The organism is Pseudonocardia sp. HH130630-07 (genome assembly GCF_001698125.1).
GTDB lineage: Bacteria > Actinomycetota > Actinomycetes > Mycobacteriales > Pseudonocardiaceae > Pseudonocardia.
Map to the genome: position 1 here is coordinate 1,425,129 of NZ_CP013854.1, position 24,524 is coordinate 1,449,652.

Annotated in this window: 29 protein-coding genes and 1 tRNA gene; 13 read left to right on the plus strand and 17 right to left on the minus strand. The window is 74.4% G+C overall.

The annotated features are described in order from the left end of the window. Positions 1-57 precede the first annotated feature (57 nt). The 3 genes from prcB to AFB00_RS06775 are packed head-to-tail and all read left to right on the plus strand — an operon-like array spanning position 58 to position 2,388. On the plus strand, positions 58-861 hold the full coding sequence (gene prcB, locus AFB00_RS06765) for a proteasome subunit beta (RefSeq protein ID WP_068796523.1): 804 nt from the start codon (positions 58-60) through the stop codon (positions 859-861). 43 nt (positions 862-904) lie between these two features. After that, the gene (locus tag AFB00_RS06770) at positions 905-1,441 is read left to right on the plus strand and encodes a DinB family protein (protein ID WP_068796524.1); all 537 of its coding nucleotides are present in this window, start codon (positions 905-907) and stop codon (positions 1,439-1,441) included. Then, positions 1,438-2,388 (plus strand): phosphotransferase, encoded by a 951-nt coding sequence (locus tag AFB00_RS06775; protein ID WP_068796525.1) that lies wholly within the window; start codon positions 1,438-1,440, stop codon positions 2,386-2,388. The genes AFB00_RS06770 and AFB00_RS06775 overlap by 4 nt, the downstream gene beginning before the upstream one ends. Positions 2,389-2,406: 18 nt before the next feature. Here AFB00_RS06775 and AFB00_RS06780 read toward each other — a convergent pair whose 3' ends face one another. After that, positions 2,407-2,619 (minus strand): hypothetical protein, encoded by a 213-nt coding sequence (locus tag AFB00_RS06780; protein ID WP_068796526.1) that lies wholly within the window; start codon positions 2,617-2,619, stop codon positions 2,407-2,409. Positions 2,620-2,741: 122 nt separating this feature from the next. Between AFB00_RS06780 and AFB00_RS06785 the strand changes: the two genes are divergently transcribed. Then, positions 2,742-3,500, plus strand: coding sequence for a class I SAM-dependent DNA methyltransferase (locus AFB00_RS06785; RefSeq protein ID WP_197519772.1), 759 nt, complete (start codon positions 2,742-2,744; stop codon positions 3,498-3,500). A gap of 15 nt (positions 3,501-3,515) precedes the next feature. On the opposite strand, the gene AFB00_RS06790 is transcribed toward AFB00_RS06785, so the two are convergent. Then, positions 3,516-4,070: a dihydrofolate reductase family protein gene (locus AFB00_RS06790; RefSeq protein ID WP_068796527.1), complete on the minus strand. Its 555-nt coding sequence runs from the start codon at positions 4,068-4,070 to the stop codon at positions 3,516-3,518. A gap of 194 nt (positions 4,071-4,264) precedes the next feature. Between AFB00_RS06790 and AFB00_RS06795 the strand changes: the two genes are divergently transcribed. Beyond that, on the plus strand, positions 4,265-4,876 hold the full coding sequence (locus AFB00_RS06795) for an FMN-binding negative transcriptional regulator (RefSeq protein ID WP_068800068.1): 612 nt from the start codon (positions 4,265-4,267) through the stop codon (positions 4,874-4,876). A gap of 8 nt (positions 4,877-4,884) precedes the next feature. Here AFB00_RS06795 and AFB00_RS34640 read toward each other — a convergent pair whose 3' ends face one another. From AFB00_RS34640 to AFB00_RS06820, 5 genes are read right to left on the minus strand one after another with little or no spacing between them, the layout of a single operon-like run. Beyond that, positions 4,885-5,691: a YunG family protein gene (locus AFB00_RS34640; RefSeq protein ID WP_231974260.1), complete on the minus strand. Its 807-nt coding sequence runs from the start codon at positions 5,689-5,691 to the stop codon at positions 4,885-4,887. Between the two features lie 46 nt (positions 5,692-5,737). After that, positions 5,738-6,259: an IS5 family transposase gene (locus AFB00_RS36060; protein ID WP_442965863.1), complete on the minus strand. Its 522-nt coding sequence runs from the start codon at positions 6,257-6,259 to the stop codon at positions 5,738-5,740. Continuing rightward, positions 6,183-6,635 carry an IS5 family transposase gene (locus AFB00_RS36065; RefSeq protein ID WP_442965844.1) on the minus strand — a complete coding sequence of 151 codons (453 nt, stop codon included), beginning with the start codon at positions 6,633-6,635 and terminating at the stop codon, positions 6,183-6,185. Before AFB00_RS36065 ends, AFB00_RS36060 begins: the two co-directional genes overlap by 77 nt. Positions 6,636-6,681: 46 nt before the next feature. Next, positions 6,682-7,074, minus strand: a complete 393-nt coding sequence (locus AFB00_RS06815; RefSeq protein ID WP_068796528.1) for a pyridoxamine 5'-phosphate oxidase family protein — start codon at positions 7,072-7,074, stop codon at positions 6,682-6,684. 27 nt (positions 7,075-7,101) lie between these two features. Next, positions 7,102-7,731 carry a dihydrofolate reductase family protein gene (locus AFB00_RS06820; RefSeq protein WP_068796529.1) on the minus strand — a complete coding sequence of 210 codons (630 nt, stop codon included), beginning with the start codon at positions 7,729-7,731 and terminating at the stop codon, positions 7,102-7,104. Between the two features lie 198 nt (positions 7,732-7,929). Here AFB00_RS06820 and AFB00_RS06825 point away from each other — a divergent pair, with 198 nt between their 5' ends. The 5 genes from AFB00_RS06825 (at position 7,930) to AFB00_RS06845 (ending at position 10,184) form a co-directional block, all read left to right on the plus strand. After that, positions 7,930-8,370 (plus strand): cupin domain-containing protein, encoded by a 441-nt coding sequence (locus AFB00_RS06825; RefSeq protein WP_068796530.1) that lies wholly within the window; start codon positions 7,930-7,932, stop codon positions 8,368-8,370. Between the two features lie 56 nt (positions 8,371-8,426). Then, positions 8,427-8,774 (plus strand): antibiotic biosynthesis monooxygenase family protein, encoded by a 348-nt coding sequence (locus AFB00_RS06830; protein WP_068796531.1) that lies wholly within the window; start codon positions 8,427-8,429, stop codon positions 8,772-8,774. A 92-nt stretch (positions 8,775-8,866) separates the two neighbouring features. After that, entirely contained in the window at positions 8,867-9,151 is a 285-nt protein-coding gene (locus AFB00_RS06835) for a type II toxin-antitoxin system RelE/ParE family toxin (RefSeq protein WP_068796532.1), read from the plus strand. 19 nt (positions 9,152-9,170) lie between these two features. Continuing rightward, positions 9,171-9,452 carry a HigA family addiction module antitoxin gene (locus tag AFB00_RS06840; RefSeq protein WP_068800070.1) on the plus strand — a complete coding sequence of 94 codons (282 nt, stop codon included), beginning with the start codon at positions 9,171-9,173 and terminating at the stop codon, positions 9,450-9,452. 147 nt (positions 9,453-9,599) lie between these two features. After that, entirely contained in the window at positions 9,600-10,184 is a 585-nt protein-coding gene (locus AFB00_RS06845) for a TMEM165/GDT1 family protein (protein WP_068796533.1), read from the plus strand. Between the two features lie 79 nt (positions 10,185-10,263). On the opposite strand, the gene AFB00_RS06850 is transcribed toward AFB00_RS06845, so the two are convergent. Continuing rightward, positions 10,264-10,337 (minus strand) — tRNA-Leu (locus AFB00_RS06850). Positions 10,338-10,370: 33 nt separating this feature from the next. Here AFB00_RS06850 and AFB00_RS06855 point away from each other — a divergent pair. Beyond that, a complete protein-coding gene (locus tag AFB00_RS06855; RefSeq protein ID WP_083275321.1) occupies positions 10,371-11,189 on the plus strand; it encodes a class I SAM-dependent methyltransferase in 819 nt (272 codons plus the stop codon). Here AFB00_RS06855 and AFB00_RS06860 read toward each other — a convergent pair. Next, complete coding sequence (locus AFB00_RS06860) at positions 11,176-11,907, minus strand: uracil-DNA glycosylase (protein WP_068796535.1); 732 nt, start codon at positions 11,905-11,907, stop codon at positions 11,176-11,178. The genes AFB00_RS06855 and AFB00_RS06860 overlap by 14 nt on opposite strands. Next, positions 11,904-12,857, minus strand: coding sequence for a Ppx/GppA phosphatase family protein (locus AFB00_RS06865; RefSeq protein ID WP_068796536.1), 954 nt, complete (start codon positions 12,855-12,857; stop codon positions 11,904-11,906). The genes AFB00_RS06860 and AFB00_RS06865 overlap by 4 nt, the downstream gene beginning before the upstream one ends. An 85-nt stretch (positions 12,858-12,942) precedes the next feature. Here AFB00_RS06865 and AFB00_RS06870 point away from each other — a divergent pair, with 85 nt between their 5' ends. Beyond that, the gene (locus tag AFB00_RS06870) at positions 12,943-14,592 is read left to right on the plus strand and encodes an acyl-CoA dehydrogenase family protein (RefSeq protein WP_083275322.1); all 1,650 of its coding nucleotides are present in this window, start codon (positions 12,943-12,945) and stop codon (positions 14,590-14,592) included. Positions 14,593-14,599: 7 nt separating this feature from the next. On the opposite strand, the gene AFB00_RS06875 is transcribed toward AFB00_RS06870, so the two are convergent. From AFB00_RS06875 to eno, 3 genes are all read right to left on the minus strand, one after another. Then, complete coding sequence (locus tag AFB00_RS06875) at positions 14,600-15,133, minus strand: DUF501 domain-containing protein (protein WP_083275323.1); 534 nt, start codon at positions 15,131-15,133, stop codon at positions 14,600-14,602. 5 nt (positions 15,134-15,138) lie between these two features. Further along, positions 15,139-15,741 carry an FtsB family cell division protein gene (locus AFB00_RS31495; protein WP_083275324.1) on the minus strand — a complete coding sequence of 201 codons (603 nt, stop codon included), beginning with the start codon at positions 15,739-15,741 and terminating at the stop codon, positions 15,139-15,141. A gap of 152 nt (positions 15,742-15,893) precedes the next feature. Continuing rightward, positions 15,894-17,189 (minus strand): phosphopyruvate hydratase, encoded by a 1,296-nt coding sequence (gene eno / locus AFB00_RS06885; protein ID WP_068796538.1) that lies wholly within the window; start codon positions 17,187-17,189, stop codon positions 15,894-15,896. A gap of 142 nt (positions 17,190-17,331) precedes the next feature. Here eno and AFB00_RS06890 point away from each other — a divergent pair, with 142 nt between their 5' ends. Continuing rightward, positions 17,332-17,742: a tetratricopeptide repeat protein gene (locus tag AFB00_RS06890; protein ID WP_068800073.1), complete on the plus strand. Its 411-nt coding sequence runs from the start codon at positions 17,332-17,334 to the stop codon at positions 17,740-17,742. Positions 17,743-17,771: 29 nt separating this feature from the next. Here the strand turns inward: AFB00_RS06890 and AFB00_RS06895 are convergent, their stop codons facing one another. From AFB00_RS06895 to mfd, 4 genes are read right to left on the minus strand one after another with little or no spacing between them, the layout of a single operon-like run. After that, complete coding sequence (locus AFB00_RS06895) at positions 17,772-18,518, minus strand: lytic transglycosylase domain-containing protein (protein ID WP_231974262.1); 747 nt, start codon at positions 18,516-18,518, stop codon at positions 17,772-17,774. A 27-nt stretch (positions 18,519-18,545) separates the two neighbouring features. Next, a complete protein-coding gene (locus AFB00_RS06900) occupies positions 18,546-19,472 on the minus strand; it encodes a MazG family protein (protein ID WP_068796539.1) in 927 nt (308 codons plus the stop codon). Next, the gene (locus tag AFB00_RS06905; protein WP_156819420.1) at positions 19,469-20,374 is read right to left on the minus strand and encodes a SurA N-terminal domain-containing protein; all 906 of its coding nucleotides are present in this window, start codon (positions 20,372-20,374) and stop codon (positions 19,469-19,471) included. The genes AFB00_RS06900 and AFB00_RS06905 overlap by 4 nt, the downstream gene beginning before the upstream one ends. Positions 20,375-20,420: 46 nt before the next feature. Next, positions 20,421-24,047 (minus strand): transcription-repair coupling factor, encoded by a 3,627-nt coding sequence (mfd, locus tag AFB00_RS06910; RefSeq protein ID WP_231974263.1) that lies wholly within the window; start codon positions 24,045-24,047, stop codon positions 20,421-20,423. Positions 24,048-24,524 lie beyond the last annotated feature (477 nt).

The following is a 24,524-nucleotide window of genomic DNA, read 5'->3' on the forward strand; positions in this document are numbered from 1 at the left end:
GACCGGCGGCGCCGGGGAGGGAAGGATCGACCCCGCCCACCGTAGGAGAAGGAGCCCATGACCGGTCCGTCGTTCCTGGAACAGCTCCGGCTGCACGCCCCCGGCGCACTGCCCGCGAGCCTGCCGCGCGATCCCGGCCAGCGGGTCCCGGCGGATCTCGGTGCCGGGCTGCACACCCCGCACGGCACCACCATCATCGCGTTCACCTGGGCCGACGGCGTGCTGCTCGCCGGTGACCGGCGGGCGACCTCGGGCAACCTCATCGCGCAGAAGGACCTCGTGAAGGTCATGGCGATCGACGGCACCTCGGCCGCCGGGTTCGCCGGGTCGGTCGGGCACGCGTTGCTCATGCTGCAGCTGTTCGCCGTCGAGGTCGAGCAGTACGAGAAGGTCGAGGGCGCCCCGATCAGCCAGGACGGCAAGATCCGGCGGCTGTCGACCGTCGTCCGGGAGAACCTGCCCGCGGCGATGCAGGGCTTCGTCGCACTGCCGCTGTTCGTCGGCTACGACCCCGCGGACCCCGATCCGGCCCGGATCGTCACGTTCGACCCCTCGGGCAGCGTCGCGCGCAACCGGTCCGGTTACACCGGCATCGGCTCCGGCTCGTCCTTCGCCGAGGCGTCGCTGAAGAAGCGGCACCGGCCCGACGTCGACCGGGCCGGTGCGGTCTCGCTCGCGGTGAACGCCCTGTGGGACGCCGCGGACGACGACACCGCCACCGCCGGTCCCGACCTGGTCCGCGGGCTGTTCCCGACGATCGTCACGGTCACGACGGCGGGGACCGAGGAGATCCCCGAGCCCGAGGTGCGCGCCGCCACCGAGACGATGCTCGCGGACCGGGCCCGGCGCCCCGGCGGCTGAACCCGCTGGCGCGCAGCGCGCCCGCACCGCAGGATCATCGGCCGTGACCGATCCCGTCCGCGAGCAGTTCGACCTGACCTGGTCGCTCGCCGAGTACCACCTCGACCGGCTGACCGACGACGACCTGACGTGGGTACCGGCCCCGCTGCACTGGACGGTGCACGAGGGCCCGGACGGCCTGCTGCGGCCGGACCTGTCCACCGACCTCGCCGAGCCCGACCCGGTCCCGGCGCCGACCGTCGCCTGGATCGCCTGGCACCTGCTGTGGTGGTGGGGCACCGCGCTCGACGAGCTGACCGGTGTGCCGCGCCGGGAGCGCGACGACGTCGTCTGCCCGCGCACCGCCGACGGCGTGGGTGCCGCGCTGCGCGCGCTCGCCGCCGCCTGGTCGGACGCGCTCGACGGCGCGGCCGGACCACGCCGGGACGAGCCGGTCGGCTTCCCCTGGCCCGAGGGACGGACCGTCGCGGCTCTCGTCGCCTGGGCCCACGCCGAGCTGATGAAGAACGTGGCCGAGCTGGGGCAGCTGCGCCTGCTCCGCGCCGCCGGGGCGAGCGGCCACGGGACGGTGTCCCGGTGACCGGGTCCGTCTCCCCCTCCGACCGGGCCCGGCGCCGGGCGGCCGCGGTCGACGCGGCGGTCGGTGCCGCCCGCGAGCTCGGGCTCGCCGTGACCGGCGCGAAGGTGCTGCACGACCTGTTCTCGGTGGTCGTCCGGCTCGATCCGGCGCCGGTGGTCGTCCGGGTGCCCACGGTGCTGCCGTCCCCGGTCGATCTCGACGCGCTGGCGGCCCGGCAGCACTCGGAGCTGGACGTGGCGCAGTGGCTCGCCGGACACGGCACGCCGGTGCTCGAACCGAGCGATCTCGTCCCGCGGGTACCCGTGCAGCGCGACGGCCTGTCGATGACCTTCTGGCGCTACGCCGAGGAGGTCGCCGGGCACGAGCCGGACTACGTGGCCAACGCGGCGTCGATCCCCCGGCTGCACGCCGCGCTGCGCGACTACCCGGGCCCGCTGACGTTCCTGTCCTCGGCCGAGCCGTGGTGGGTCGACCGGGCACTGGCCGGGCTCGGCGACCGCCCGGACCTGCTCCCGGCGGCCGACCTCGACCGTGCCCGCCGGGAGTGGACGGCGCTGGGGCCGTGGGTGCGCTCCCAGGCGGCCTTCGAGACGCGGTTCCCAGGCGCCGCGCTGCAGCCGGTGCACGGCGACGCACCGGCCGCGAACGTCTTCGCCGGTGTCGACGGCGACCGGTACGCCGACTTCGAGCTCGTCACCCTGGGCCCGGTCGAGTGGGACATGGCCACCCTCGGCCCGGTGTTCGGCCGGGCGTACGACGACGCCGCGCGGCAGCGCGGGATGCGCCCGCTGGATCCCGGCGTGCTCGCGTTCACCGACGCCGTCGGCCGGTTGCGCGCGCTCGCGACGCTGCTGCTGGTCCCCCAGCTACCGGAGCTCGCGGGGTACCTCGCCCCGGCGGTCGACGCCTGGCGGGCGACGCCGTTCGCCGGCGGGGCGGCCGGGTGACCCGGACCGGCACCGGACTCAGCGGTGCGCCCGCTCCATCCGGTCCAGGACGACCACTCCGACCACGGCGGCCACCAGCACCGCCAGCGGATGGATCCAGGGCAGCGCCGGGTCGTCGCCCACGACGAAGCTCCACAGCCCGTTGCCGCCGAAGAACACGTACTGCAGCAGCGGGATCAGCCCCAGCACCACCCCGACGAACCCGACGACGTTCTGCGCTGCCTTCATCATGACCCCTTCCGTTTCAATGCACTCGCATTGAAACAGTGCCCCCGGTCCGTGTCAATGCGATCGCATTGACACGGACGGAAAACCGCTGGACGGACGTCCGGGGGCCGGACACCATCACCCGGGTGACCTTCACCCCGATGGACTTCGACCCGTGGCGCAGCTTCGGCCCGGACGTCGCCGCCCGGTACGACGACGTGCCGCGCGGCGACGAGGACGCGGCGGTCGCCCGGCTCGCCGGTCTCGCGGGCGACGGGCCGGTACTGGAGTTCGCGATCGGCACCGGCCGGCTCGCCCTCCCGCTGGCCCGCCGCGGACTGCGGGTCGACGGCGTCGAGCAGTCGGCGGCGATGATCGAGCAGCTGCGCGCCCGGCCCGGTGGCGAGGAGATCGGGATCACCGCCGGGGACATGGCGGAGGTGACCCTGCCGGACCGGTACCCGCTGGTGTTCGTCGCGTTCAACTCCCTGATGAACCTGGTGACCCAGGACGGCCAGGTCCGCTGCGTCGAGAACGCCGCCCGGCACCTGACCGGCGACGGCGTGCTCGTCGTCGAGCTGGTCTGCCCGGACCCGATGTACCGGCTGGAGCAGCGTTCCGGGGTCGACCAGTACACCCACGTCGCGGGGCTGTCCGGGGAGCAGGTGCACCTCGACGTCGGCCGCTACGACCGGGTGACCCAGCGGGTGGACAAGACGCACGTCCGGATCGGCGACCACGGGATCTCCCGGGACCCGCTCGCACTGCGGTACGTGTGGCCGAGCGAGCTGGACCTGATGGCCCGGCTCGCCGGGCTGGAGCTGCGCGAGCGGCACGGCGGCTGGTCGGGCGAGCCGTTCACCGCTCGCAGCGAGCTGCACGTGTCGGTCTACGGCCGGGCCTGACGCCGCCCGGGCCCCTCAGCCCGTGCGCCGGTAGTGCAGCAGCACGAACCCGTTGCCGAACCGGTGCTGCTCGACCGGCTCCAGCCCGTACCGCGCCCCGTACGGCAGGGCCCGCAGCCCGCCTCCGACGAGCACCGGCACGACGTAGAGCTCGATGTCGTCGACGATCCCCTGCCGCAGGGCCTCCGCGGCCAGGGTCGGGCCGGAGATCGACGCGTCGCCCGGGAGGGCGTCGACGAGGGCGCGGACCGCGACCGGGTCGAACGTGCGCTCCAGCCGCGTGCGCGCGGTGGTCACCCCGGGCAGCGACGTGGAGTACACGATCTTGTCCGCGGCCCGCCAGCCGCGGGCGAAGTCCAGGTCGGGACCGGGACGCCCGTCGGTGACGTCCTCCCAGCCGCGCATCTCGGTGTACATCCGGCGCCCGTAGAGGTGCGTGTCGGCCGAGCTCTCCCGGGCGGTGACGTGGGCGACGACCTCGTCGTCGGGCATCGCCCAGTCGTAGCGGCCGTCGGCGTCGGTCAGGTAGCCGTCGAGCGACATGATCACGGTGTAGCGCAGGCGTCCCATGCGTGTCCTCCCCGCGGCGCCGGTGTGCGCCGCCCCTCGGCCGACCGCGGTGGCCGCCGGAACTCATCTGTGCGGGGTCGGCCAGGGCGGATCGTCGCACAGTGGCCTTCCCGAATCGTCCGGATGTGGCCGTCGCGCACGGCCACCCGGCGGCGGAGGCTGGACCCGACCGATCACCGAGCCCGGAGACCACCGTGTACGTACCGTCCGCCTTCGCCCCCGACGACGCGGCCGTGCAGCAGCTGCTCGCCCGTCCGGGCGCCGCCGATCTCGTCACCCACGGCCCGGACGGCCTGGACGCGACGCTGTTGCCGTTCGTCCACGACCCGGGCACCGGCACGCTGCTCGGGCACTTCGCCCGCACCAACGAGCACTGGCGGCGGGCCGACGGCCGACCGGGGCTGGTCATCGTGCGCGGGCCGGACTCCTACGTCAGCCCGTCCTGGTACGCGTCGAAGGCCGAGCACGGCCGCGTCGTCCCGACCTGGAACTACGTCACCGCGCACCTGCACGGCACGGTCACGGTGCACGACGACGGCGACTGGCTGGCCGACGTCGTCCGCCGGCTGACCGACCTGCACGAGTCCGGGCGGGACGAGCCGTGGACGGTGGACGACGCCCCGGAGCGGTTCGTGCGGGGACAGCTGCGGGCGATCGTCGGCGTCGAGTTCCGGATCGAGCGGATCGAGGCGAAGTTCAAGCTGAGCCAGAACCGGCCGGCGGCCGACATCGACGGCGTCGTCGCCGGGCTGCGGGCCGACGGTGACGAGGCGGGCGCCCGGATGGTCGCCGCGCACCGCCCCTGAACCGCGGCTCAGCCGCGCCGGAGGTGGATCACCGGGAAGGGGCGGCCCTCGGCGTCGCGCTCCGACCGGCCGGTGCGCACGAACCCGCGTGCCAGGTAGAACGCGAGCGCACCGGGATTCTGCTCGTTCACGTCGAGCAGCACCACCGGCCGCACGGACACGACGGAGTCCAGCAGGGCCGTCCCGACGCCGCCGCGGTGCGCACCGGGATCGACGAACAACGCCTCGACCCGATCGCCGTCCACGCCGATCCAGCCGACCGGCGTGTGGTCCCGGACGGCGACGGTGACCGCCAGCGCCGGCAGCACGTCGGCGCGCACCTGCGCCTCGATCCGGTCGACCTCGCCCGGGGTCAGGAACGCGTGGGTGGCCTCGACCGCGCGGCGCCAGATCCGGACGAGACCGGGCCGGTCGGCCGCGGTCGCCGGGCGGAGCTGCACCGGCGACCCGAGGAGATCCTCGACCCGGGCCCGCAGCGCGCCGTACTGGTCGGCGAAACCGGCGACGGCCGGGTGGTCGCGCCGCACGACGGTCGCGTCCACGACCGTCTCGTCCGGACGGATGCCGGAGGCGGTCAGGTCCAGCTCGGTCCCCTCGACCCGGTTCCACCAGTGGTCGCAGAGCACTCCGCCGTCCCGGACGACCTTCCCGACGACGACCTCGCCGCCCAGGTAGTCCTGCACAACGAGCGCGGTGGTGCCGCACTGGCCGCGGGCGGCTCGGTCGGCCGACCAGGACGCCCGGTCGTCCGGATGGCAGGTGTCCGCCGACCAGGCGGTGTGCAGGGCATGCTGCAGGGCGTCGGTCGCGGTCACGCCCGGATCGTCACACGCCGGACCGCGGCGCGACAGGCGTTTCGCGCTAGGGTGTGTCTCCCAATGCGCGGAGCCAGGTGACGATCGCCTTCAGGACGGCGCCGCCGCGGAAGGTCAGGGCGAGCTTGTCGTAACGGGTGGCCAGCCCGCGCCACTGCTTGACGTGGCAGAACCCGCACTCGACGACGTTGCGGTTTCGGTAGTCGACCGGATCGAATGCGGGCGGTCGGCCACCGCGTGAGCCCCGTCGTTTGCGGTGTCCCTGCTGGTCAGAGGGCTCCGGAATGACAGCGATGATCCGGCGCTCGCGCAGGTGCCGGCGGATCGCGCGTGAGGAGTAGGCCTTGTCCGCGCGCACGCGTTCAGGCCGGGTCCGGGGTCGTCCCGGGCCCGGTCGGGCGATGCTCAGGCGCGCCATCAGGTGCGGAAACATTGGCGAGTCGCCGCCCTGGCCGGGGCCGAGGAGGACCACCAGCGGGCGGCCGTGCCCGTCAACGAGCTGGTGGATCTTCGTCGACAGCCCTCCGCGGGACCGTCCCAGCGCGTGATCTGCTGGTTCGGCGAGCAGATTCGTGTAGTTCGATCCGGCCCCCTGTGTCGCGCTTGAGGGTCGCGGCGTGCTGGTGGGCACGGATGATCGTGGAGTCCACGCTGACCGCCCACCCGAGCACCTCGGCGGCGTCGGCCTCGACCAGAAGAGCAGCCAGGATGTGGTCCCAGGTGCCGTCGCCGCTGTAGCGGCGGTGCCGCTTCCACAACGTCTGCCACGGCCCGAACTCGGCTGGGACGTCGCGCCAGGGAAGCCCGCACCGATACCGGTAGATGATCCCCTCGATCACCCGGCGGTCATCGCGGAACGGGCACCCGCGACGACCCTCGGAGGAGGGCAACAGCGGCGCCAGACGGGCCCACTGGACATCAGTCAGGACAGCGGTACGCGGCACCGATCAAGCATCGCGCACCCCGCTCCGCCTATCTGGGAGACACGCCCTAGCCTGCGACCCCGCGGAGCAGCCACCGCTCGGTGGGCACCTCGACGAGCACGCGCGGGCCCGTCCCGTCGTCGGTCGCCACGTCCCACCCGCCGTACTTGCGGGCGAACGCGCCGACGACGGCGGCCGGGAACCCGGTGGTCCACAGGACGGCCCGGCCCTCGGCGACGACCGGCGCGTCGCCGCCCTCCAGCGCCAGCGCCACCTGCGGGCAGGCACCCACGTTGCGTGCCTTCACCGAGTGCCGGGCGCACCCGATCCACCAGACGTCGTCGTCGAACACGAACCACACCGGCGTGACGTGCGGCCGCCCGTCCGGACGGACGGTCGACAACCACACGACCCGGTCCTCGCGCAGCCGACGCTCGATCTCCCGCCCGGATCCGTCCACCGGCGGAGTATCGCCGGACGGGCGGGGTCAGGGCGAGCCGCTTCCCCAGTCCGCCTCGGAGTACGTCCGGGACCGCGCGGGCGCCGTCAGCTCGTAGACCTGCACCACGACTCCGGCCGGTGTCGCCGAGCTGTGCCGCAGACGCAGACCGGCCGGAGCACCGTCCTCCGGGAAGAGCCGCCGCCCGCTGCCCACGACCACCGGCGCCACCGCGAGCCGCAGCTCGTCCACCACCCCGGCCGCCAGCAGGGACCGGCCGAGCCGGGAACTGCCGTGGATCTGCAGCTCCCGGCCGGGTGCACGACGCAGATCGGCCACCCGGGCCGGCACGTCCCCGGAGAGGATCGTGACCGGCCCCCAGTCCGCCCGCGTCAGGCTCTGCGATGCGACGTACTTCGGCAGGCCGTTGAGGATCGCCGCGTTCGGGTGGCCGGTCATGCCCGGCCAGTCCCGGGCGAAGTTCTCGTAGGTGCGCCGGCCGAACAGGAACGCGTCGGCCCCCGCCAGCCAGCCGGTCGTGATCCGCTCGAACTCGGCATCCAGGTGCGGCACCAGCCAGCCGCCCGCGGTGAACCCGTCGCTGGTGTCCTCGTCCGGTGCACCGGGTCCCTGCGACACACCGTCGGCCGACAGGAACTCCTGCAGAACCACCTTCATCGCCGTCGCACTCCCCTGTCCTGGTCCGGGAGCCCCGTCGGCCCCGCAGTACCGACCGGACCATCGCGCCGGACTCATCGGCCGGCCCGGACCGTGTACCGGCGTCGCACGGTCACGTCCGAAAATCCTCGATGGACGGCGGCGGCCCCGGCCCCGAGACTCCGGGCCCACACCGGACCGCACGGATCGGAGACGTCGATGACCCGCCACGACCCCAGCCGGAGCAGGTTCCACATCCGGGCCCAGGACCAGCCCGTCGTCGACCAGGGCGACGCGGGCGACGCGACCTGGATGGCCGCCGGCGGGGATCCGCGGGACCGCGGCCGCCTGGTCGAGCTGATCTCGGAACAGCTGGTCGGTTCCGAGCGGCTGATGGTCGGCCTGGCCTGGCTCGGGCCGGGCGAGATCCACCTGCTGCACCACCACCCGCACGCCGACGAGTGGTACTACATCATCCGCGGCTCGGCCGAGTTCACCATCGGTGACGATGTCATCCGGGGTGAGCCCGGGTCCGCACTCTGGATCCCGGCCACCACCCCGCACCGCATCCACAACGACACCGGTGCGGAGACCCTGGAGTTCCTGTGGGGCTTCGACCGGCCGCGTCTGGACGCCGTCGGCATCGAGTGGGACGAGTAGGGCGCCCGGCCGCAAACCCGTCGCACGGCCGTCCCACGGGGTGCGAGCCTGCCGGGGTGAGCGAGGCACCCTCCCTGCTGGCGTCGACGCCGGCACCGCCCTACGTGGCCGTCATCTTCAGTTCGGTCCGGACCGACGGCGACGACGGCTACGCCGTGATGTCGGCGCGGATGCTGGACCTGGCCGCGCGGCAACCCGGGTTCCTGGGCGTCGAGGCCGCCCGGGAGGACGTCGGGATCACCGTGTCGTACTGGCGCGACGAGGCCGCCGCGCGGGCGTGGAAGCAGGTCGCGGCCCATCTCGTCGCACAGCGCCGGGGGCGGGACGTCTGGTACTCCGAGTACCGGGTGCGGGTGGCGCAGGTGCTGCGGGACTACGGGCCGGAGGACTCCGAGCCGAGCTGACGGAGACGGAGCGCCCGGGTCGACGTACCGACCGCACCGCCGGACCAGCTATAGCGTTGGCCGCTATAGCGCGCTACGCTATCCTTCGTTCCGTGTTGCGGAGTTTCGCGGACAAGGCGACCGAGCAGATCTGGCGGCGCGAGCACGTACGCCGGTTGCACCCGGACGTCGCCCGTACGGCACTCCGCAAGCTGGCGATTCTCGACGCGGCTGCCACACTCGACGATGCGGACAGCCCGCCCGGGAACCGCCTCGAACTCCTGAAGGGCGATCGCGCGGGGCAGCACAGCATCCGGGTCAACGAGCAGTACCGGATCTGCTTTCGCTGGACTGCGGGTGGCCCGGAGGACGTCGAGCTCACGAAGCACTACGAGTAGGAGGTCGTCCGTGCCGGAGATGGAGCCGATCTCGCCCGGCGAGATCCTGGTCGAGGAGTACATGAGGCCGTACGGGCTCTCCCAGAACGCCGTGGCGGCCGCGATCGGCGTCGACCCCATGCGGATCAGCCAGATCGTCCGTGGCACGCGCGCGATCAGCGCCGACACGGCACTCCGGTTGTCGCGCCTGTTCGGCACGTCCGACCTGTTCTGGTTGAACCTCCAGGATCGCTACGAGATCGAGCGGCTGCACGACACCATGGGCCCGGTCCTGGAAAGGATCGAGCCGGTACGCACCTGAGCGGACCACGTGGTGAGCCACGCGTCCCACACCGGCGGGCACGGCACCGTCGCCTCCTGCCGGTGACCGCTCGAGCTGCGCGCGTACTCACTGGCCCTCGCCCGTCTCCGGTTGTGGTGACGACGCGGGGCGCGTAGAGCGGGCGGTGTGACCGTCGCCGCGATCGCGTTCGGGCTCGTCTTCCTCGCCGAGCTCGTGGACACCAGCGCCCTGGCGACCCTCGTGCTGGGGGCCAGGTTCGCGCCGCGCTGGGTGCTGCTCGGGGTCTGTGCCGGGATGGCCGTGCACGTCGTCGTCGCGGTCGCCGCCGGGAGCCTGGTCGCGCTGCTGCCCCAGCGGCCGCTGGCCGCCGTTCTCGCGGTCGTGTTCGTGATCGCCGCGGTCGTCGTGCTCCGCGAGGGCGGAGAGGACGCCGACGGTGCCGACGACACGGCGTCGGGAAACACACCTCGTACCCGATGGGGAGTCGTACTGACCGGTTTCGGGGCCACGGTCCTCTCCGAGTTCGCCGATCCGACCCAATGGGTGATCGCGACCCTTTCCGCGCGGTATGCCGCGCCCCTCGCGGTGGGAATCGGATCGCTACTGGCGTTGTGGGCGGTGTCGGCGCTCGCGGTCTACGGCGGCGCCCGGCTACGACGACTCGTCCCGGTGCACTGGGTGACGCGTGCGACCGCCGCGATCCTCGCCGTACTGGCGGTACTGAGTGCGGTCGAGGCGATCCGTGGATGACCTGCGCCGCAACTACCCGCAACGGCCACGGAGCCCGGCGCCGACAGGCGAAGCCGCTGTTCACACGGGTAGTGTCGGGTGCCCCCGGTGGGATTCGAACCCACACCGGTAACCCTTTTAAGGGGTTTGCCTCTGCCTTTGGGCTACGGGGGCGTTCGCTCAGCGTAGTAGGACGGGAGGCCGCACATGACGGGTATCGAACGAGTGGACCTGCGCGGTGCCGCGGCCACCATGCTGATGACGCTGTACATGCGAAAGATCGACGCCCGATCCCGCAGGCCGATCCTCGGCGATCCCTACGCCGAGAACGTCTATGCCCGTATCGACCACGACGTGCACGGGCTGTGGCAGTTCACCGGGGACGTCTCGACGATCGCCTGCCGGGCCGCCGTCCTGGACCGCTGGACCACCGAGTTCCTGGCCACCGAGTCGCACGGGCAGGTGCTGCACCTGGGCTGCGGGCTGGACAGCCGCCCGCTGCGGGTGGACGTGCCGTCCTCGACCCGCTGGATCGACGTCGACCAGTCCGGGGTGATGGACGTCCGGCGCCGGCTCTACGCGTTCCCCGAGCACGTCGTGCAGGTCCCGGCGTCGGTGACCGACGACGACTGGTGGGACGCCGTCGACCCCGGCCGGCCGACGCTGGTCGTCGCCGAGGGCCTGTTCCCCTACCTGCCGCCCGACGGCGTGCACGATCTCGTCGACCGGGTGGTGCAGCGGACCCGGCGGGCCGAGCTGGCGTTCGACGCCGTCGCACCGTGGACGGCGACGGCGTCGCGGTGGACCCCCGCCCTGCGGGCCGCCGGGACGGAGTTCGCGTGGTCGTGGAACCCGGCGGACTTCGCCCACCGCCACCCCGGGCTGCGCGAGCGCGACGACGTCTCGATCTTCGACGAGGTCGCGCTGCGCGAACCCCGGTTGTGGCTGCGGCCGTTGCTGGCCACGGCCGGGCACCTGCCCGCCATGCAGGACTCCATGCGGGTGCACCGCTTCACGACGGGCTGATCGGCGGTCCGGCAGGGGACAGCCCGGCCGCCCGTGCGGTGTCGGCCAGCACCCGTTCCAGCATCGCCGGGGTCAGGCGTCCGGTGAAGGTGTTCTGCTGGCTCACGTGGTAGCAGCCGTGCACCGCCAGCGGCTCCCGGTCGGTGCGGTCCGGGTGGAGGGTGATCGACGCCCCGTGGCCGAACCGCGGGCGCGGGCGCGGCACCGTCCAGCCCGCCCCGGCCAGCACCGGCAGCAACGCCTGCCAGCCGAACCCGCCGAGCACCATGACCGACCGGACCGTCGGGGCGAGCAGGTCCAGTTCGCGTTCCAGCCAGCCGCGGCAGGTGTCGCGCTCGGCCGGGGTCGGCTTGTTCTCAGGTGGCGCGCAGTGCACCGGCGCGGTGATCCGGACGCCGTAGAGCTCGAGCCCGTCGCCCGGCCGGGTGGCCGTCGGCTGCGACGCGAGCCCGACGGCGTGCAGTGCCGCGTAGAGCACGTCACCGCTGCGGTCGCCGGTGAACATCCGGCCGGTCCGGTTGGCGCCGTGCGCGGCGGGGGCCAGCCCGACGATCAGCATCCGGGCGTCCGGCGGGCCGAAACCGGGCACCGGGCGCCCCCAGTAGGTCTCGTCGCGGAACGCGGCCCGCTTCTCGACGGCGACCCGCTCCCGCCACTGCACCAGCCGCGGGCAGGCGCGGCACTCCGCGATCTCCCGGTCCAGCAGCGCCAGGCTCATGCGATCGAGCGCGCGATGCCGTCCAGGATGTCCTGCTCGGAGACGACGACCCGGTCGATCCCGGCACGCGCGTGCAGCTCGTCGGCCAGCGCCTGCACGACCAGCGCACCGGCGCCGATGACGTCCACCCGGCCCGGGTGCAGCGAACCGTGCCCGGCCCGCTCCGCGTGCGACGAGTGGATCAGCAGGTCCGCGACCCGGTGCAGACCGTCGCGGGTCAGCGTGGAGCCGTGCACCTGCTCGCGGTCGTAGGCGGGCAGCTCCTGGGCGATCGCGGACAGCGAGGTGATCGTCCCGGCGACGCCGACCCAGGTCCGCGCCGACTCCAGGGGCACCGACGAGAACGCGTCGGCGAGCACCCCGGCGGCCACCGAGCGGGCGTCGGCGATCTCGGCCTCCGACGGCGGGTCCGACGGCAGGCACCGCTCGGTCAGCCGCACCGACCCCATGTCGACCGACCGCGACGCGGTCACCTGCGCGACCCCGTCGCGCAGCTCCCCGACGACGACCTCGGTGGAGCCGCCGCCGACGTCGGTCACGACGAACGGGCCGTCGTCGGGTTCGAGGTCGCCCACCGCGCCGACGAAGGACAGCCCGGCCTCCTCGTCACCGGTGATGATCTCGGCCTCGACGCCGAGGGTGTCGCGCACCATCGCGAAGAAGTCCTCGCGGTTCGACGCGTCCCGGGTCGCCGAGGTCGCCACCATCCGGACCCGCTCGGCGCCCTTGCGGCGGGCCGCCACGGCGTAGTCGACGAGCGCGGCCCTGGTCCGTTCCAGCGCCTCGGGATCGAGCCGGCCGGTCGCGTCGACGCCCTTGCCGAGTCGCACGATCCGCATCTCGCGGTGCAGGTCCCGCAGGTCCTTGCGACCGTCGAAGGACTCGGTGACGTCGGCGACGAGCAGGCGGACCGAGTTGGTCCCGCAGTCGATGGCGGCCACCCGCGACATGGGCACTCCCAGCGTTGACGAACGGTCGGGCTCACCGTACGCGGAACCCTGGAGCCCGGCCGTCCGGTGAAGTTACCCTCGGGTAGTGACGACGACGCACCCCCGCCGGGCCCCGGCCCCGCTGGCCGACCTGGGTACCCACGAGGTCACCAACCAGGTGCCACCGCGGGCCGACGGCGATCTGCTCGGCGCCGACCCGGGTCTCGTCGAGGCGATGGTGCGGGAGGGCGGCGACCGGGCGGCGCTCGAGTCGCTCGCCGCGGAGATCGGGACCGCCGCGCACCGGGAGCACGCCCGCACCGCGAACGCCTGCGGGCCGGAGCTGCGCACCCACGACCGCACCGGGCACCGGATCGACGAGGTCGCGTTCCACCCGTCCTGGCACGAGCTGATGCGGGTGAGCGTCGAACACGGGCTCGCCGGCGCGCCGTGGTCCGCGGCCCCCGGCACCGGCGCGCACGTCACCCGGGCCGCGGGGTTCCACCTGCACTCCCAGATCGAGCAGGGACACCTCTGCCCGATCTCGATGACCTACGCGGCGGTACCCGCCCTGCGGCACTCCCCCGAGCTGGCCGACGCCTACCTCCCCGGCCTGACCGCGCGCCGGTACCGGCCGGGGCTCGCCGATCCCGCGACCAAGGACGGCCTGCTCGCGGGCATGTCGATGACCGAGAAGCAGGGCGGGTCCGACGTCCGCTCCGGGCGGACCGCCGCCGTCGTGCAGGCCGACGGCAGCTACCGGCTCACCGGGCACAAGTGGTTCACCAGCGCCCCGACGAACGACCTGTTCCTCACCCTCGCCCAGGCCCCCGACGGCCTGACCTGCCTGGTGGTCCCGCGCGTCCTGCCCGACGGCACCCGCAACGCCGTCCGGCTGCAGCGGCTCAAGGACAAGCTCGGCAACCGGTCGAACGCCTCGGCCGAGATCGAGTACTCCGGAGCCGTCGGCCTGCGGGTCGGCGACGAGGGCCGCGGCGTCGCGACGATCATCGAGATGGTCTCCATGACCCGGCTGGACTGCGTGCTGGGCGCGGCGGGCACCCAGCGGGCCGCGGTCGTCGAGGCGGCGCACCACGTCGCGCACCGGTCCGCGTTCGGGGCCCGGCTCGCCGACGCGCCGCTGATGCGCGAGGTCGTCGCCGAGCTGGCCGCCGAGACCGAGGCCGCGACGGTGCTCGCCCTGCGCCTGGCCGGGGCCGTGGACCGCGGCGAGACCGCGTTGCTGCGCCTCGCCCTCCCGGTGGCCAAGTACCTGGTGTGCAAGCGGACCCCGGCGGTGGTCGCCGAGGCGCTGGAGTGCCTGGGCGGCAACGGCTACGTCGAGGAGTCGGACCTGCCGCGGCTCTACCGGGAGGCGCCGCTCAACTCGATCTGGGAGGGCTCGGGCAACGTCACCGCCCTCGACGCGCTGCGCGCCGTCGCCCGCGCGCCGCAGGCCGTCGACGCCCTGCTCACCGAGGTCGATCTCGCCGCCGGGCGGGATCCGCGGCTCGACGCCGTCGTGGCCGCGCTGCGCGCCGAGCTGGGAGCGCCGCAGGAACGCCGGGCCCGCCGGCTCGCCGAGCTGGCCGCGCTGGCGCTGCAGGGCTCACTGCTGGTGCGGCACTTCCCCGGCGCCGTGGCCGAGGTCTTCCTGTCCACCCGGCTCGGCGGTGACGGTCCGCTGCGCACCGCGGGCGCCCGGCCCGGCGCCGGGACCGGGGAGGTCCTCGACCGGGTCACGCCCGGGCGCTGAGCCCGGGCTACGGCGCCGAGCACTCCCCGGCCGGCTCCCACCAGGCCCCGAGCTCGACGAGCGCCTCGTCGCCGAACGGGTTCACCCCGGACCCCGCGGCGAGCGCGTGCGCCACGTGGACGTGCAGGCACTTCACCCGGTCCGGCATGCCCCCCGCGGTGACGTCCGGGTGGGTGGACAGCGGCTCGATCGCGTCCCGCTCGGCGAGGTAGCTCTCGTGCGCACGGCGGTACGCCGCGGCGAGATCGGCATCGACGGCCAGCCGGTCCTGCATCTCCTTCATCCGGCCGTCGGCCTCCAGGGTCCCGATCCGGGACGCCAGCCGCGGGCAGGTGAGGTAGTACAGCGTCGGGAACGGGGTGCCGTCCGGCAGCCGCGGCGCGGTCCGCACCACGGCCGGGTGCCCGGACGGGCACCGGTACCCGACGGCGAGGATCCCGCGCGGGGCGCGCCCGAGCTGGTGGGCGACGGCGTCGAGATCGGCCGGGGCCGGGGGCACGGACTCCAGGCCGGGGGCACGGTGGCGCTGCGGGGCGTTCACAACGGTCATCGTCGCTGTTCGCCCGAGACGTCGTCCCACAGGGTGTGGAACCACGGCACGCCGGGCACCGCCTGGCCGTCCTGGACCTCCGGGGCGGGCGCTTGCGGAAACTGCACCACGTAGGGGATCTCGCCGGGCGCCACCATCCCGAGCCGGGTCCTGGCCTGGGCCTGCACCTCGGCCGGGTCCGAGAGCCGGGTCCGGTCCGCGGACATCCGGGCGACGTCGGCCTCCAGCACCTGCTGCTGCTCGGAGACCGCGGCCAGCTCCTGGCGCTGGGAGACGAAGTTGTGCAGGGGGACCGCGACCGTCAGCGCCAGCGCGCAGAAGACGATCGCGAGGATCGCCGCCCGCTTGGTCGAGGACAGGCCGAGCAGCCCGGTCGTCCGGGCGACGACCTCGCCCGCCTTGGAACGGGCCCGGGTCAGCCGCGGCGGGGCCGCCTGCGGCCCGGCCGGCCGGGACCCGGCGGCGAGCCCCCGGGCCCGGGAGCCGCCGGACCGCGACGGCGAGGACGACGACGGGGTGCGCGACGTCGCCGACCGCCCGCGGGCACCCGCGGACGCGCGCACCCGCCCGTCACGGTTCCGGGCTCGCGAGTCACCCATTGCGCTCCCCTCCCCGTCCCGGCACCGGCGGTCGTGCCGCCCGTGGTGCCGCTGCGTGTCCGTCACCGGACAGCATGCCGCCCGATCGGGCGTCGGTCCGGGTGCCGCGCCGAGGAGTCCCCCGACCCGGCACCCGGATCCGTGGGCGGGGCTCAGCCCTGACCCGGAACCTCGTACCGCGGGAACGCGAGCTCGCCGTTGTAACGGGCGGCGTCGCCGAGGAGCTCCTCGATGCGCAGCAGCTGGTTGTACTTCGCCACCCGCTCGGACCGCGCCGGCGCACCCGTCTTGATCTGGCCGCAGCCGGTCGCGACGGCGAGGTCCGCGATGGTGACGTCCTCGGTCTCCCCGGAACGGTGGCTCATCATGCAGCGGTACCCCGCGTTGTGCGCCATCGTCACCGCATCGAGGGTCTCCGACAGCGTGCCGATCTGGTTCACCTTGACCAGCAGCGCGTTCGCGGCGCCGCGGGCGATGCCGTCCTCGAGACGCTCCGGGTTGGTGACGAACAGGTCGTCCCCGACGAGCTGGACCTTGTCCCCGATCGCCTCGGTCAGGCCGACCCAGCCGTCCCAGTCGTTCTCGTCCAGCGGGTCCTCGATGGAGACCAGCGGGTAGGAACCGACGAGCTCGCGCCAGACCTCGGCGAGCTGGTCGGCGCCCAGCTGCTTGCCCTCGAAGGCGTACTTGCCGTCGCTGTGGAACTCGGTCGCCGCGACGTCGAGCGCCAGTACGACGTCGGTGCCCAGGGTGTACCCGGCCCGCTGCACGGCGGCGGCGATGAGGTCCAGCGCGCCGCGGGTGCCGCCCTTGACGTCGGGGGCGAAGCCGCCCTCGTCGCCCAGGCCGGTCGAGAGGCCCTTGTCCTTCAGCTCCGACTTCAGCGCGTGGTAGACCTCGGTGCCCCAGCGCAGGGCCTCCCGGAAGGTCTCCGCACCGATCGGCGCGATCATGAACTCCTGCACGTCGACGGACGTGTCGGCGTGCGCACCCCCGTTGAGGATGTTCATCATCGGCACCGGCAGCACGTGCGCGTTGGAGCCGCCGACGTAGCGGAACAGCTCCAGCCCGGACGACTCGGCGCCGGCCTTGGCCACCGCCAGCGAGACGCCGAGCAGCGCGTTCGCGCCGAACTTCGACTTGCCGGGGGTGCCGTCGAGGTCGACGAGGCGCTGGTCGACCAGTCGCTGGTCCACCGCCTCGACGCCGACGAGCTCCGGCCCGATCTCGTCGAGGACCGCCGCCACGGCCTTCTCCACGCCCTTGCCGCCGTAGCGCTTCGGGTCCCCGTCGCGCAGCTCGACGGCCTCGTGCTCACCGGTCGAGGCGCCGGACGGGACCGCGGCGCGCGCCAGCGTCCCGTCGTCCAGCGCGACCTCGACCTCCACCGTCGGGTTTCCCCGCGAATCGAGGATCTCGCGTGCCCCGACCTGCTCGATGACCGCCACCGTGTCTCCTGTTCTCGTGGGGGGCTTCCTCCGGGGGGTCAGCGTAGTCACCGCCACCCACCGTGCGGGGGATACGCCCGTCACCCCTCCGACGTGTCAAGCCTCGCGTTGCGCCTGGATCACACCTAACGTGGGGGTGACCATGAGCAGTCCTCGCGCGAACTCCCCGGACCCGGTCGCCGCGTTCCGGCGTGCCGACGAACTGCTCTCCCGGCGCCGCCCGCTGGAGGCGCTGGACGCGCTGCGGACCGCCCTGGGGTCCGGCGATCCGGCCGAGTCGGCCGACGCGTCGGTGCACCTGCTCGCCGGCCGGGCCTACCTCGACTCGGCGCAGCTGCGGAAGGCCGAGACCGCGTTCACCCGGGTGATCGAGATCGAGCCCGCCGACCACTACGCCCGGTTCGCGCTGGGCAAGACCCTGCAGCGCCAGGGGCGGCTGACCGAGGCCGAGACGCAGCTGAAGATGGCCGTCGCGATGGACCCGCGGCCGGAGTACCAGGAGGCGCTCGGCGAGGTGCGGGCCCGGATCGCGCTGACCGGGGACCGCCCCTGACGCTGCGCCGGGCCGCTGTGCCGGGCCGCTCAGCCGGTCACGGCGATACCGGTGCGCTGGGCGTACCGGGCGGCGGCGCTCCACACGTCCCTGGCGTACGCGGACGAGGTGTTGTAGCCGAGCACCGCGTCCCACCAGTCCGCGCCGTCGGTGAGGTCGCCGTCGCGGCGGCACAGCAGGCCGGCGGCGGCGAGCGCGGCGTCGTCGATCTGGTGCGGGTCGGCCGTGCCGTCGCCGTCGCCGTCGGCGCCGTAGCGCTCCCAGGCGCCGGGCAGGAACTGCATCGGGCCGACGGCCCGGTCGAGGTCCGGGTCGCCGTCGAGCCGGCCGCCGTCGGTGTCCGGGATGCGGCGGGTCCCGTTGGTGCCGTCCAGCGGGATGCCGATGATCGGCGGGGTCACCCGGCCGTCCGCGTCCGGGGCGGCGCCGTCGAACCGGGCGTGCCCGGACTCGACCCGCCCGATCCCGGCCAGCGTCGACCAGCTCAGCCCGCACTCCGGCGTGCGGTCCCGCTGGCGGAGCTCGGCGTTCGCGTAGGCGCTCAGGGTGCGCTCGGGGATCTCGGCCCGCTCCGCGGTCGACCGGGCCCACGCGGCGGGATCGGTGCCGGGCTCCAGCGGCGCGACGGGTGGCGGCGGGGCGTCCCGGTCGACCGGGATGCTGCGCTCCGCAGGCCGGTCGAGGACCTGCCCGGCGACCACCACGACCACGACGACGGCCACGAGCGCCAGGGACAGCGCTCCCACCACGATCGCGAGCACGGAGCGGGTACGCACCCCGCCCACGGTACCGAGTGACGCCGGTCAGGCCGACGGCCAGTACCGGCGCCAGTCCTGCGCGGTGAGCGCGTGCGGGTCCCGGCCGTCGGCCACGGCCGCCTTCTCGGCGGTCCGGACGCGGTCGTCGAACGCCCGGGCCGCGGTACGCAGCGCGGCCTCGGGATCGGCACCGGCGAGCTGGCCGGCCGCGGCCAGCCGGAACAGGCGCTCGCCGGTGTCCTCGCCGTCCGGCAGCAGGTCGGCGGGCAGTCCGGCACGCGCCGTCCGGGACGTCAGCTTGGCCGCCAGTGCCACGGCCGGCTGGGCCGCGGCGACCCCGTCGAGGCTGGAGCCGCGCTGCTTCTCGGCCCGCTTGAGCTCGTCCCAGCGGCGGTCCTGGTCCGCGGCGGTGGCGACGTGCTCCCCGGCGGCGAACACGTGCGGGTGCCGTCCGACCAGCTTGTCCACCAGCCCGGTGGCGACCTCGTCGATCCCGAACGGGGTGTCCGGGTGCTCGGTCGCGACCCTGGCGTGGAACAGCACCTGCAGCAGCACGTCGCCCAGCTCCTCGCGGAGCTCGGTGCGGTCACCGTCCTCGACCGCCTGGTACAGCTCGTAGCACTCCTCGACGAGGTAGCGCAGCAGCGACTCGTGGGTCTGTTCGGCGTCCCACGGGCAGCCGCCCGGCGAGCGGAGCCGGTCCATCACGGCGATCGCGTCGAGGGTGCCGTGGCCCACCGGCGGCGGTACCGCGCCGGGGGCTCCGGCCAGCCGGTGCCCGGCCGGGACGAGCAGGACGGTCCCGTCGGGCAGGTCGGCCGGTCCGGTGCCGTCCCAGTCCCCGGCCCCGGCCGCCGCACCGGCGTCGAGCCCGGGGACGCCGAGCACCCGCTCCGCGGACCGCAGGACCCCCAGCGCGGCGGCCGGGAGGGCGGCACCGCGGCGCGGGCAGACGACGACGGTCGCCGTCACGGCGCGGCGGGCGACGCGGCGACCCGCAGGACGACCGACGCCTCCTCGGCCGACTCGACGGCGCTCATCCGGATCGGGTCCCACACGCCGTAGCGCGGGTTCAGCTCCACCGGGGTGTCCAGCGCGGTCGGGGTCAGCATCCGGACGCCGGCCCCGGCGAGCGTGCGCTGGTCCAGCTGCGCGAGCGCCTCCGGCGGGGCCGGTGGCCCCAGCGTCCGGTCGGTCACCCGGACCACCAGCCAGCCCTGCCCGGACCCGGCACCGAACGCCGCGACCCAGCCGGCCGGGATGCCGATCAGCGGGGTCAGCGCCGCCTGCGGGGTCTCCACCGGCCGGATCACCAGGCCCCGCTGGGTCGTCCCGGAGCCGGCGAGCGCCGCCTCGGCACGGGCGCCACCTGCGGCGATCTCCTGCGCCAGCCCGACGGCCTCCTCGCGGCTCTGGGCGATCGCGACGTCGGCCGTGACCGACAGCCGGTCGATCTCGGTGCGGGCGAACGCGGCGAGCGCCAGATCGTCGCGCGCCGACTCGCGCGGTCCGCCGACGGCCAGCGAGCCGGCCGCGACGGCCTCCTCGCCACCCGCGCGCTCGACCTGCTCGGTCACCTGCTGCTCGGAGACGGCGACGCCGCGGGCCGCGCCCGCGTCGGCCAGCAGGTCCCGGATCACGAGCTGGGAGACGACCGCCCGGCCGATGGCGGGCTCCGACGCGCCCTGGGCCTTCAGCCCGTCGAGCAGACCGGGCCGGGCGAGCACCGAGGTGATCGCCGACTGGGCCGTCGAGAGCGGGATCGAGGTGTCCCCGACGACGGCCGCCGAGTCCACCCGGCTCGGGCCGGCCCCACATCCCGTGACCAGCATTCCGGTCACCAGCAGCGCCATCATGATCCTGCGAGTCCGCACGGACCCACCTTCTCACGTGGTGTGAGGCCGATCTCCCCGGCCCGGCTCAGCCCGAGCTGTGCACCGGGACCGACGTCGGCACGATCTGCACCAGCAGTTCCGCGCACCAGCCGAGCAGCTCGACGTCGCGCACCGGCTGCCCGCCGATCCGCCCGCCCTGCACCGGCTTCGGCACGGTCAGCACCTGCGCCGCCGCCTTGTACTGGGCCTTCGGGTAGAGCCGCCGCAGCCGCAGCTGCGCCGAGTCGGGCAGCTGCACCGGGCCGATCCGCAGCTGGGTCCCCGCCGAGGCGACCTCACGCACGCCGAGACGCCGGCACATCTGCCGGAACCGGGCGACCTCCAGCAGGTTGCGCACCGGGGTGGGCGGCTCGCCGTAGCGGTCGGTCAGCTCCTCGACGATCGCCGAGAGCGCCGCGTCGTCCGGGGACTCGGCGATCTTGCGGTAGACCTCGAGGCGCAGCCGCTCGCCGTCGATGTAGTCGTGCGGCACGTGCGCGTCGACCGGCAGATCGACCCGCACCTCCACCAGCTCCTCGGGCTCGCCGGAGCCCCCGCCGCCGGCCTGCGTGCGGAACGCCGCGACCGCCTCGCCGACCAGCCGGATGTAGAGGTCGAACCCGACGCCGGCGATGTGCCCCGACTGCTCGGCCCCGAGGATGTTGCCCGCACCGCGGATCTCCAGGTCCTTCATCGCGACGGCGGCACCCGAGCCGAGCTCGGAGTGCTGGGCGATGGTGGCGAGCCGGTCGTGCGCGGTCTCGGTGAGCGGGTGCTCCGGCGGGAACAGGAAGTAGGCGTAGCCGCGCTCCCGGCCCCGGCCGACCCGGCCGCGCAGCTGGTGCAGCTGGGACAGCCCGAGGGTGTCGGACCGTTCCACGATCAGTGTGTTGGCGTTGGAGATGTCCAGGCCGTTCTCGACGATCGTGGTGCACACGAGCACGTCGAACTCGCGGTGCCAGAACGCGTTGACGGTGCGCTCCAGCAGCTCCTCGTTCATCTGGCCGTGTGCGACGGCGATCCGGGCCTCGGGCACGAGGTCCTGGATGTTCTTCGCCGCCCGGTCGATCGAGGAGACCCGGTTGTGCACGTAGAACACCTGGCCGTCGCGCAGCAGCTCGCGCCGGACGGCGGCGGCGACCTGCTTGTCGTCGTAGGCGCCGACGTAGGTCAGGGTCGGGTGCCGGTCCTCCGGCGGGGTCGTGATCGCCGACATCTCCCGGATGCCGGCCAGGCTCATCTCCAGGGTCCGCGGGATCGGCGTCGCGGACAGGGTCAGCACGTCGACGTGCGCCCGCAGCGCCGTGATGTGCTCCTTGTGCTCGACGCCGAAGCGCTGCTCCTCGTCGACGACGACCAGGCCGAGGTCCTTCCAGCGCACCCCGCCCTGCAGCAGCCGGTGCGTGCCGACCACGACGTCGACGGTGCCCTCGGCCAGCTTTCCGATCGTCTCCTTGGCCTCGGCCGGGTCGGTGAACCGGGAGAGCCCGCGGACGGTGACCGGGAACGCCCGCATCCGCTCGGCGAAGGTGTTGAGGTGCTGGGTCGCCAGCAGCGTCGTCGGCACGAGCACGGCGACCTGCTTGCCGTCCTGGACGGCCTTGAACGCGGCCCGCACGGCGATCTCGGTCTTGCCGAAGCCGACGTCGCCGGAGATCACCCGGTCCATCGGGACCGGCCGCTCCATGTCCTTCTTGACCTCGTCGATCGCCGAGAGCTGGTCGGGCGTCTCGGTGTAGGGGAAGGCGTCCTCCAGCTCGCGCTGCCACGGGGTGTCGGCGCCGAACGCGTGCCCCGGTGACGCCTGCCGGGCGGCGTAGAGCTGGACCAGCCCGGCGGCGATGTCCTTGACCGCCTTGCGGGCCCGGCCCTTGGTCTTCGCCCAGTCCCCGCCACCGAGCTTGTTGACGGCCGGGGTCTCGCCACCGACGTAGCGGCTGATCTCGTCGAGCGCGTCGGTCGGGACGAACAGCCGGTCGGCCGGCTGCCCGCGCTTGGGGCTGGCGTACTCCAGCACCAGGTACTCGCGGGTCGCGCCCTGGACGGTGCGCTCCTTCATCTCCACGAAGCGCCCGATGCCGTGCTGGTTGTGGACGACGTGGTCGCCGGGCTGCAGCACCGCGAGATCGACGGCGTTGCGCCGGCGCGGGGTGGTCTTGCGCGGCGCCGCGTCCAGCCCGGCACGGCTGCCGGTGAGGTCGGCCTCCGACAGCAGGACCAGGCCCACCTCGGGGGCGGTGAACCCGTTCAGCAGGCGCCCGCAGGCCACCGTGACCAGGCCCTTCTCCGGGACGTCGGTCAACTGGTCGACCTTCGTCGCCGGGACCTCGGCCTCGCGCAGCTGCTCGATCGAGCGGTCCGCGGTGCCGTGGCCGGCGAGCACGAGCAGCGCGGCTCCCCCGGTGGCGACGTGCGCGCGCAGGTCGGTGATCGCCCGGTCGGTGTCCCCGCGGTAGGGCTCGATCTCGTGCACGGCGGGGACGATCGCGGCGTCGGAGCCCGACAGCAGCGGCGACAGCGAGACCACCGGTCGCCCGGACGCGGTGGCGGTCTCCAGCGTGACGGTCAGGTCCCGGTAGGCCGACCCGGACACGTCGATCGGGGCCTCGCCGCCGGCACCGGTGGCCAGCCAGGACGCCTCCAGGAACTCCTGCCCGGTCCGGACCAGGTCGGCGCACCGGGTGCGGATCCGCTCCGGGTCGGCGAGCAGCACCCGCGCGCCCGCGGGGAGCAGGTCCGGGAGCACCTGCATCTCACCGGCCACGAGCGCCGGGATCAGCGACTCCATCCCCTCGCCGGGGATGCCCTCGGACAGCTTCTCCAGCAGCTCGCGCAGCGGGTTGCGGTTCAGCCCGGAGTTCTCCGGCTGCTCGGCGGCCAGCGCCGCGGCGCGCTCCCGCACCGGCGTGGTGAGCAGCAGCTCCCGGCAGGCCGGCACGACGACCCGCGCCACGTCACCGACCGAGCGCTGGTCGGCCACGGAGAAGGCGCGCAGCTCGGAGACCTCGTCGCCCCAGAACTCGACCCGCACCGGGTGTTCGGCCGTCGGCGGGAAGACGTCGAGGATGCCGCCGCGCACGGCGAACTCGCCGCGGGTGGTGACCATCTCGGCCCGGGTGTAGGCCAGCTCGACCAGGCGCACGAGCAGCGCCTCGAAGTCGTGCTCCTCGCCGGGGGCCAGGGTGACCGGGGCGAGCGCGCCGAGCCCGGGGGCGACCGGCTGGATCAGCGACCGGGCGGCGGTGACGACCACCCGCGGTGCGGTCGCGGCGTCGGCCAGCCGGTGGAAGATCGTCAGCCGGCGGGCGACCGTGTCCGGGCGCGGCGAGAGCTTCTCGTGCGGCAGCGTCTCCCACGACGGCAGGACGACGACCGGAGCGCCCGCGCTGTCGTGCACGGTGTCCGCCGCCGCGTCCAGCGCCGTGCCGTGCCCGAGCAGGTCCGAGACCGCGGCGGCGAGGTCCTCGGCCTCCCGGTCGGTGGCCGTGACCGCGAGCACGCACCCGTCCCCGGCGAGCCCGGCGGTGAGCAGCGGGCGCAGCGCGGCCGGGCCCTCGACGGCGACCGCCGGGATCTCGGTGGTGCGGGTGTCGGCGGAGCGGGCCGCGTCGACGGCGGCCCGCAGGCCGGCGTCGGACAGGGCTGAGGTGAGCAGACCGGACAGGATGGCCACGACGGCGCTGGCTCCTCGGGTGGGACTTCGATGCGCGGAACGCAGGACGGACCTCGGCCCGGGACGCGGCGGAGCCTGGGTCCGGAACCGGTCCCCGACGATACGCCTGGGCCCCGGCACCGACGCCCGGGCCGGGTCCGGCCCCTACCGCTCGTCGTGGCCGGGCACCGACGCCGCAGCCCGGCCCCGGATGGAAGGACCGCAGCCTCGCCCGGGTCGCTGTCGCACCCCTGGCCGGTCCGTGCGCCTCCTCCCGGCGTGCCGGACCCGTCGCGCGGGGGGCGCCACGCCGGGCGCGGGCGCGGAAAGCGGGCCGGGGTGCGGTGTCAGGGCTTCGGCGACGTCTCGTCGGACGGCCCCGCGGCTCGCCGTGCCGAGATGCCGTGCAGCGGGCCGGGGACGTCGCCCGGGGCCCGCTCACGCGCATCTCGGCACGGACGCTCGGGGAACGGAGGGGCTCCGCGGGGCGTCCCGCAC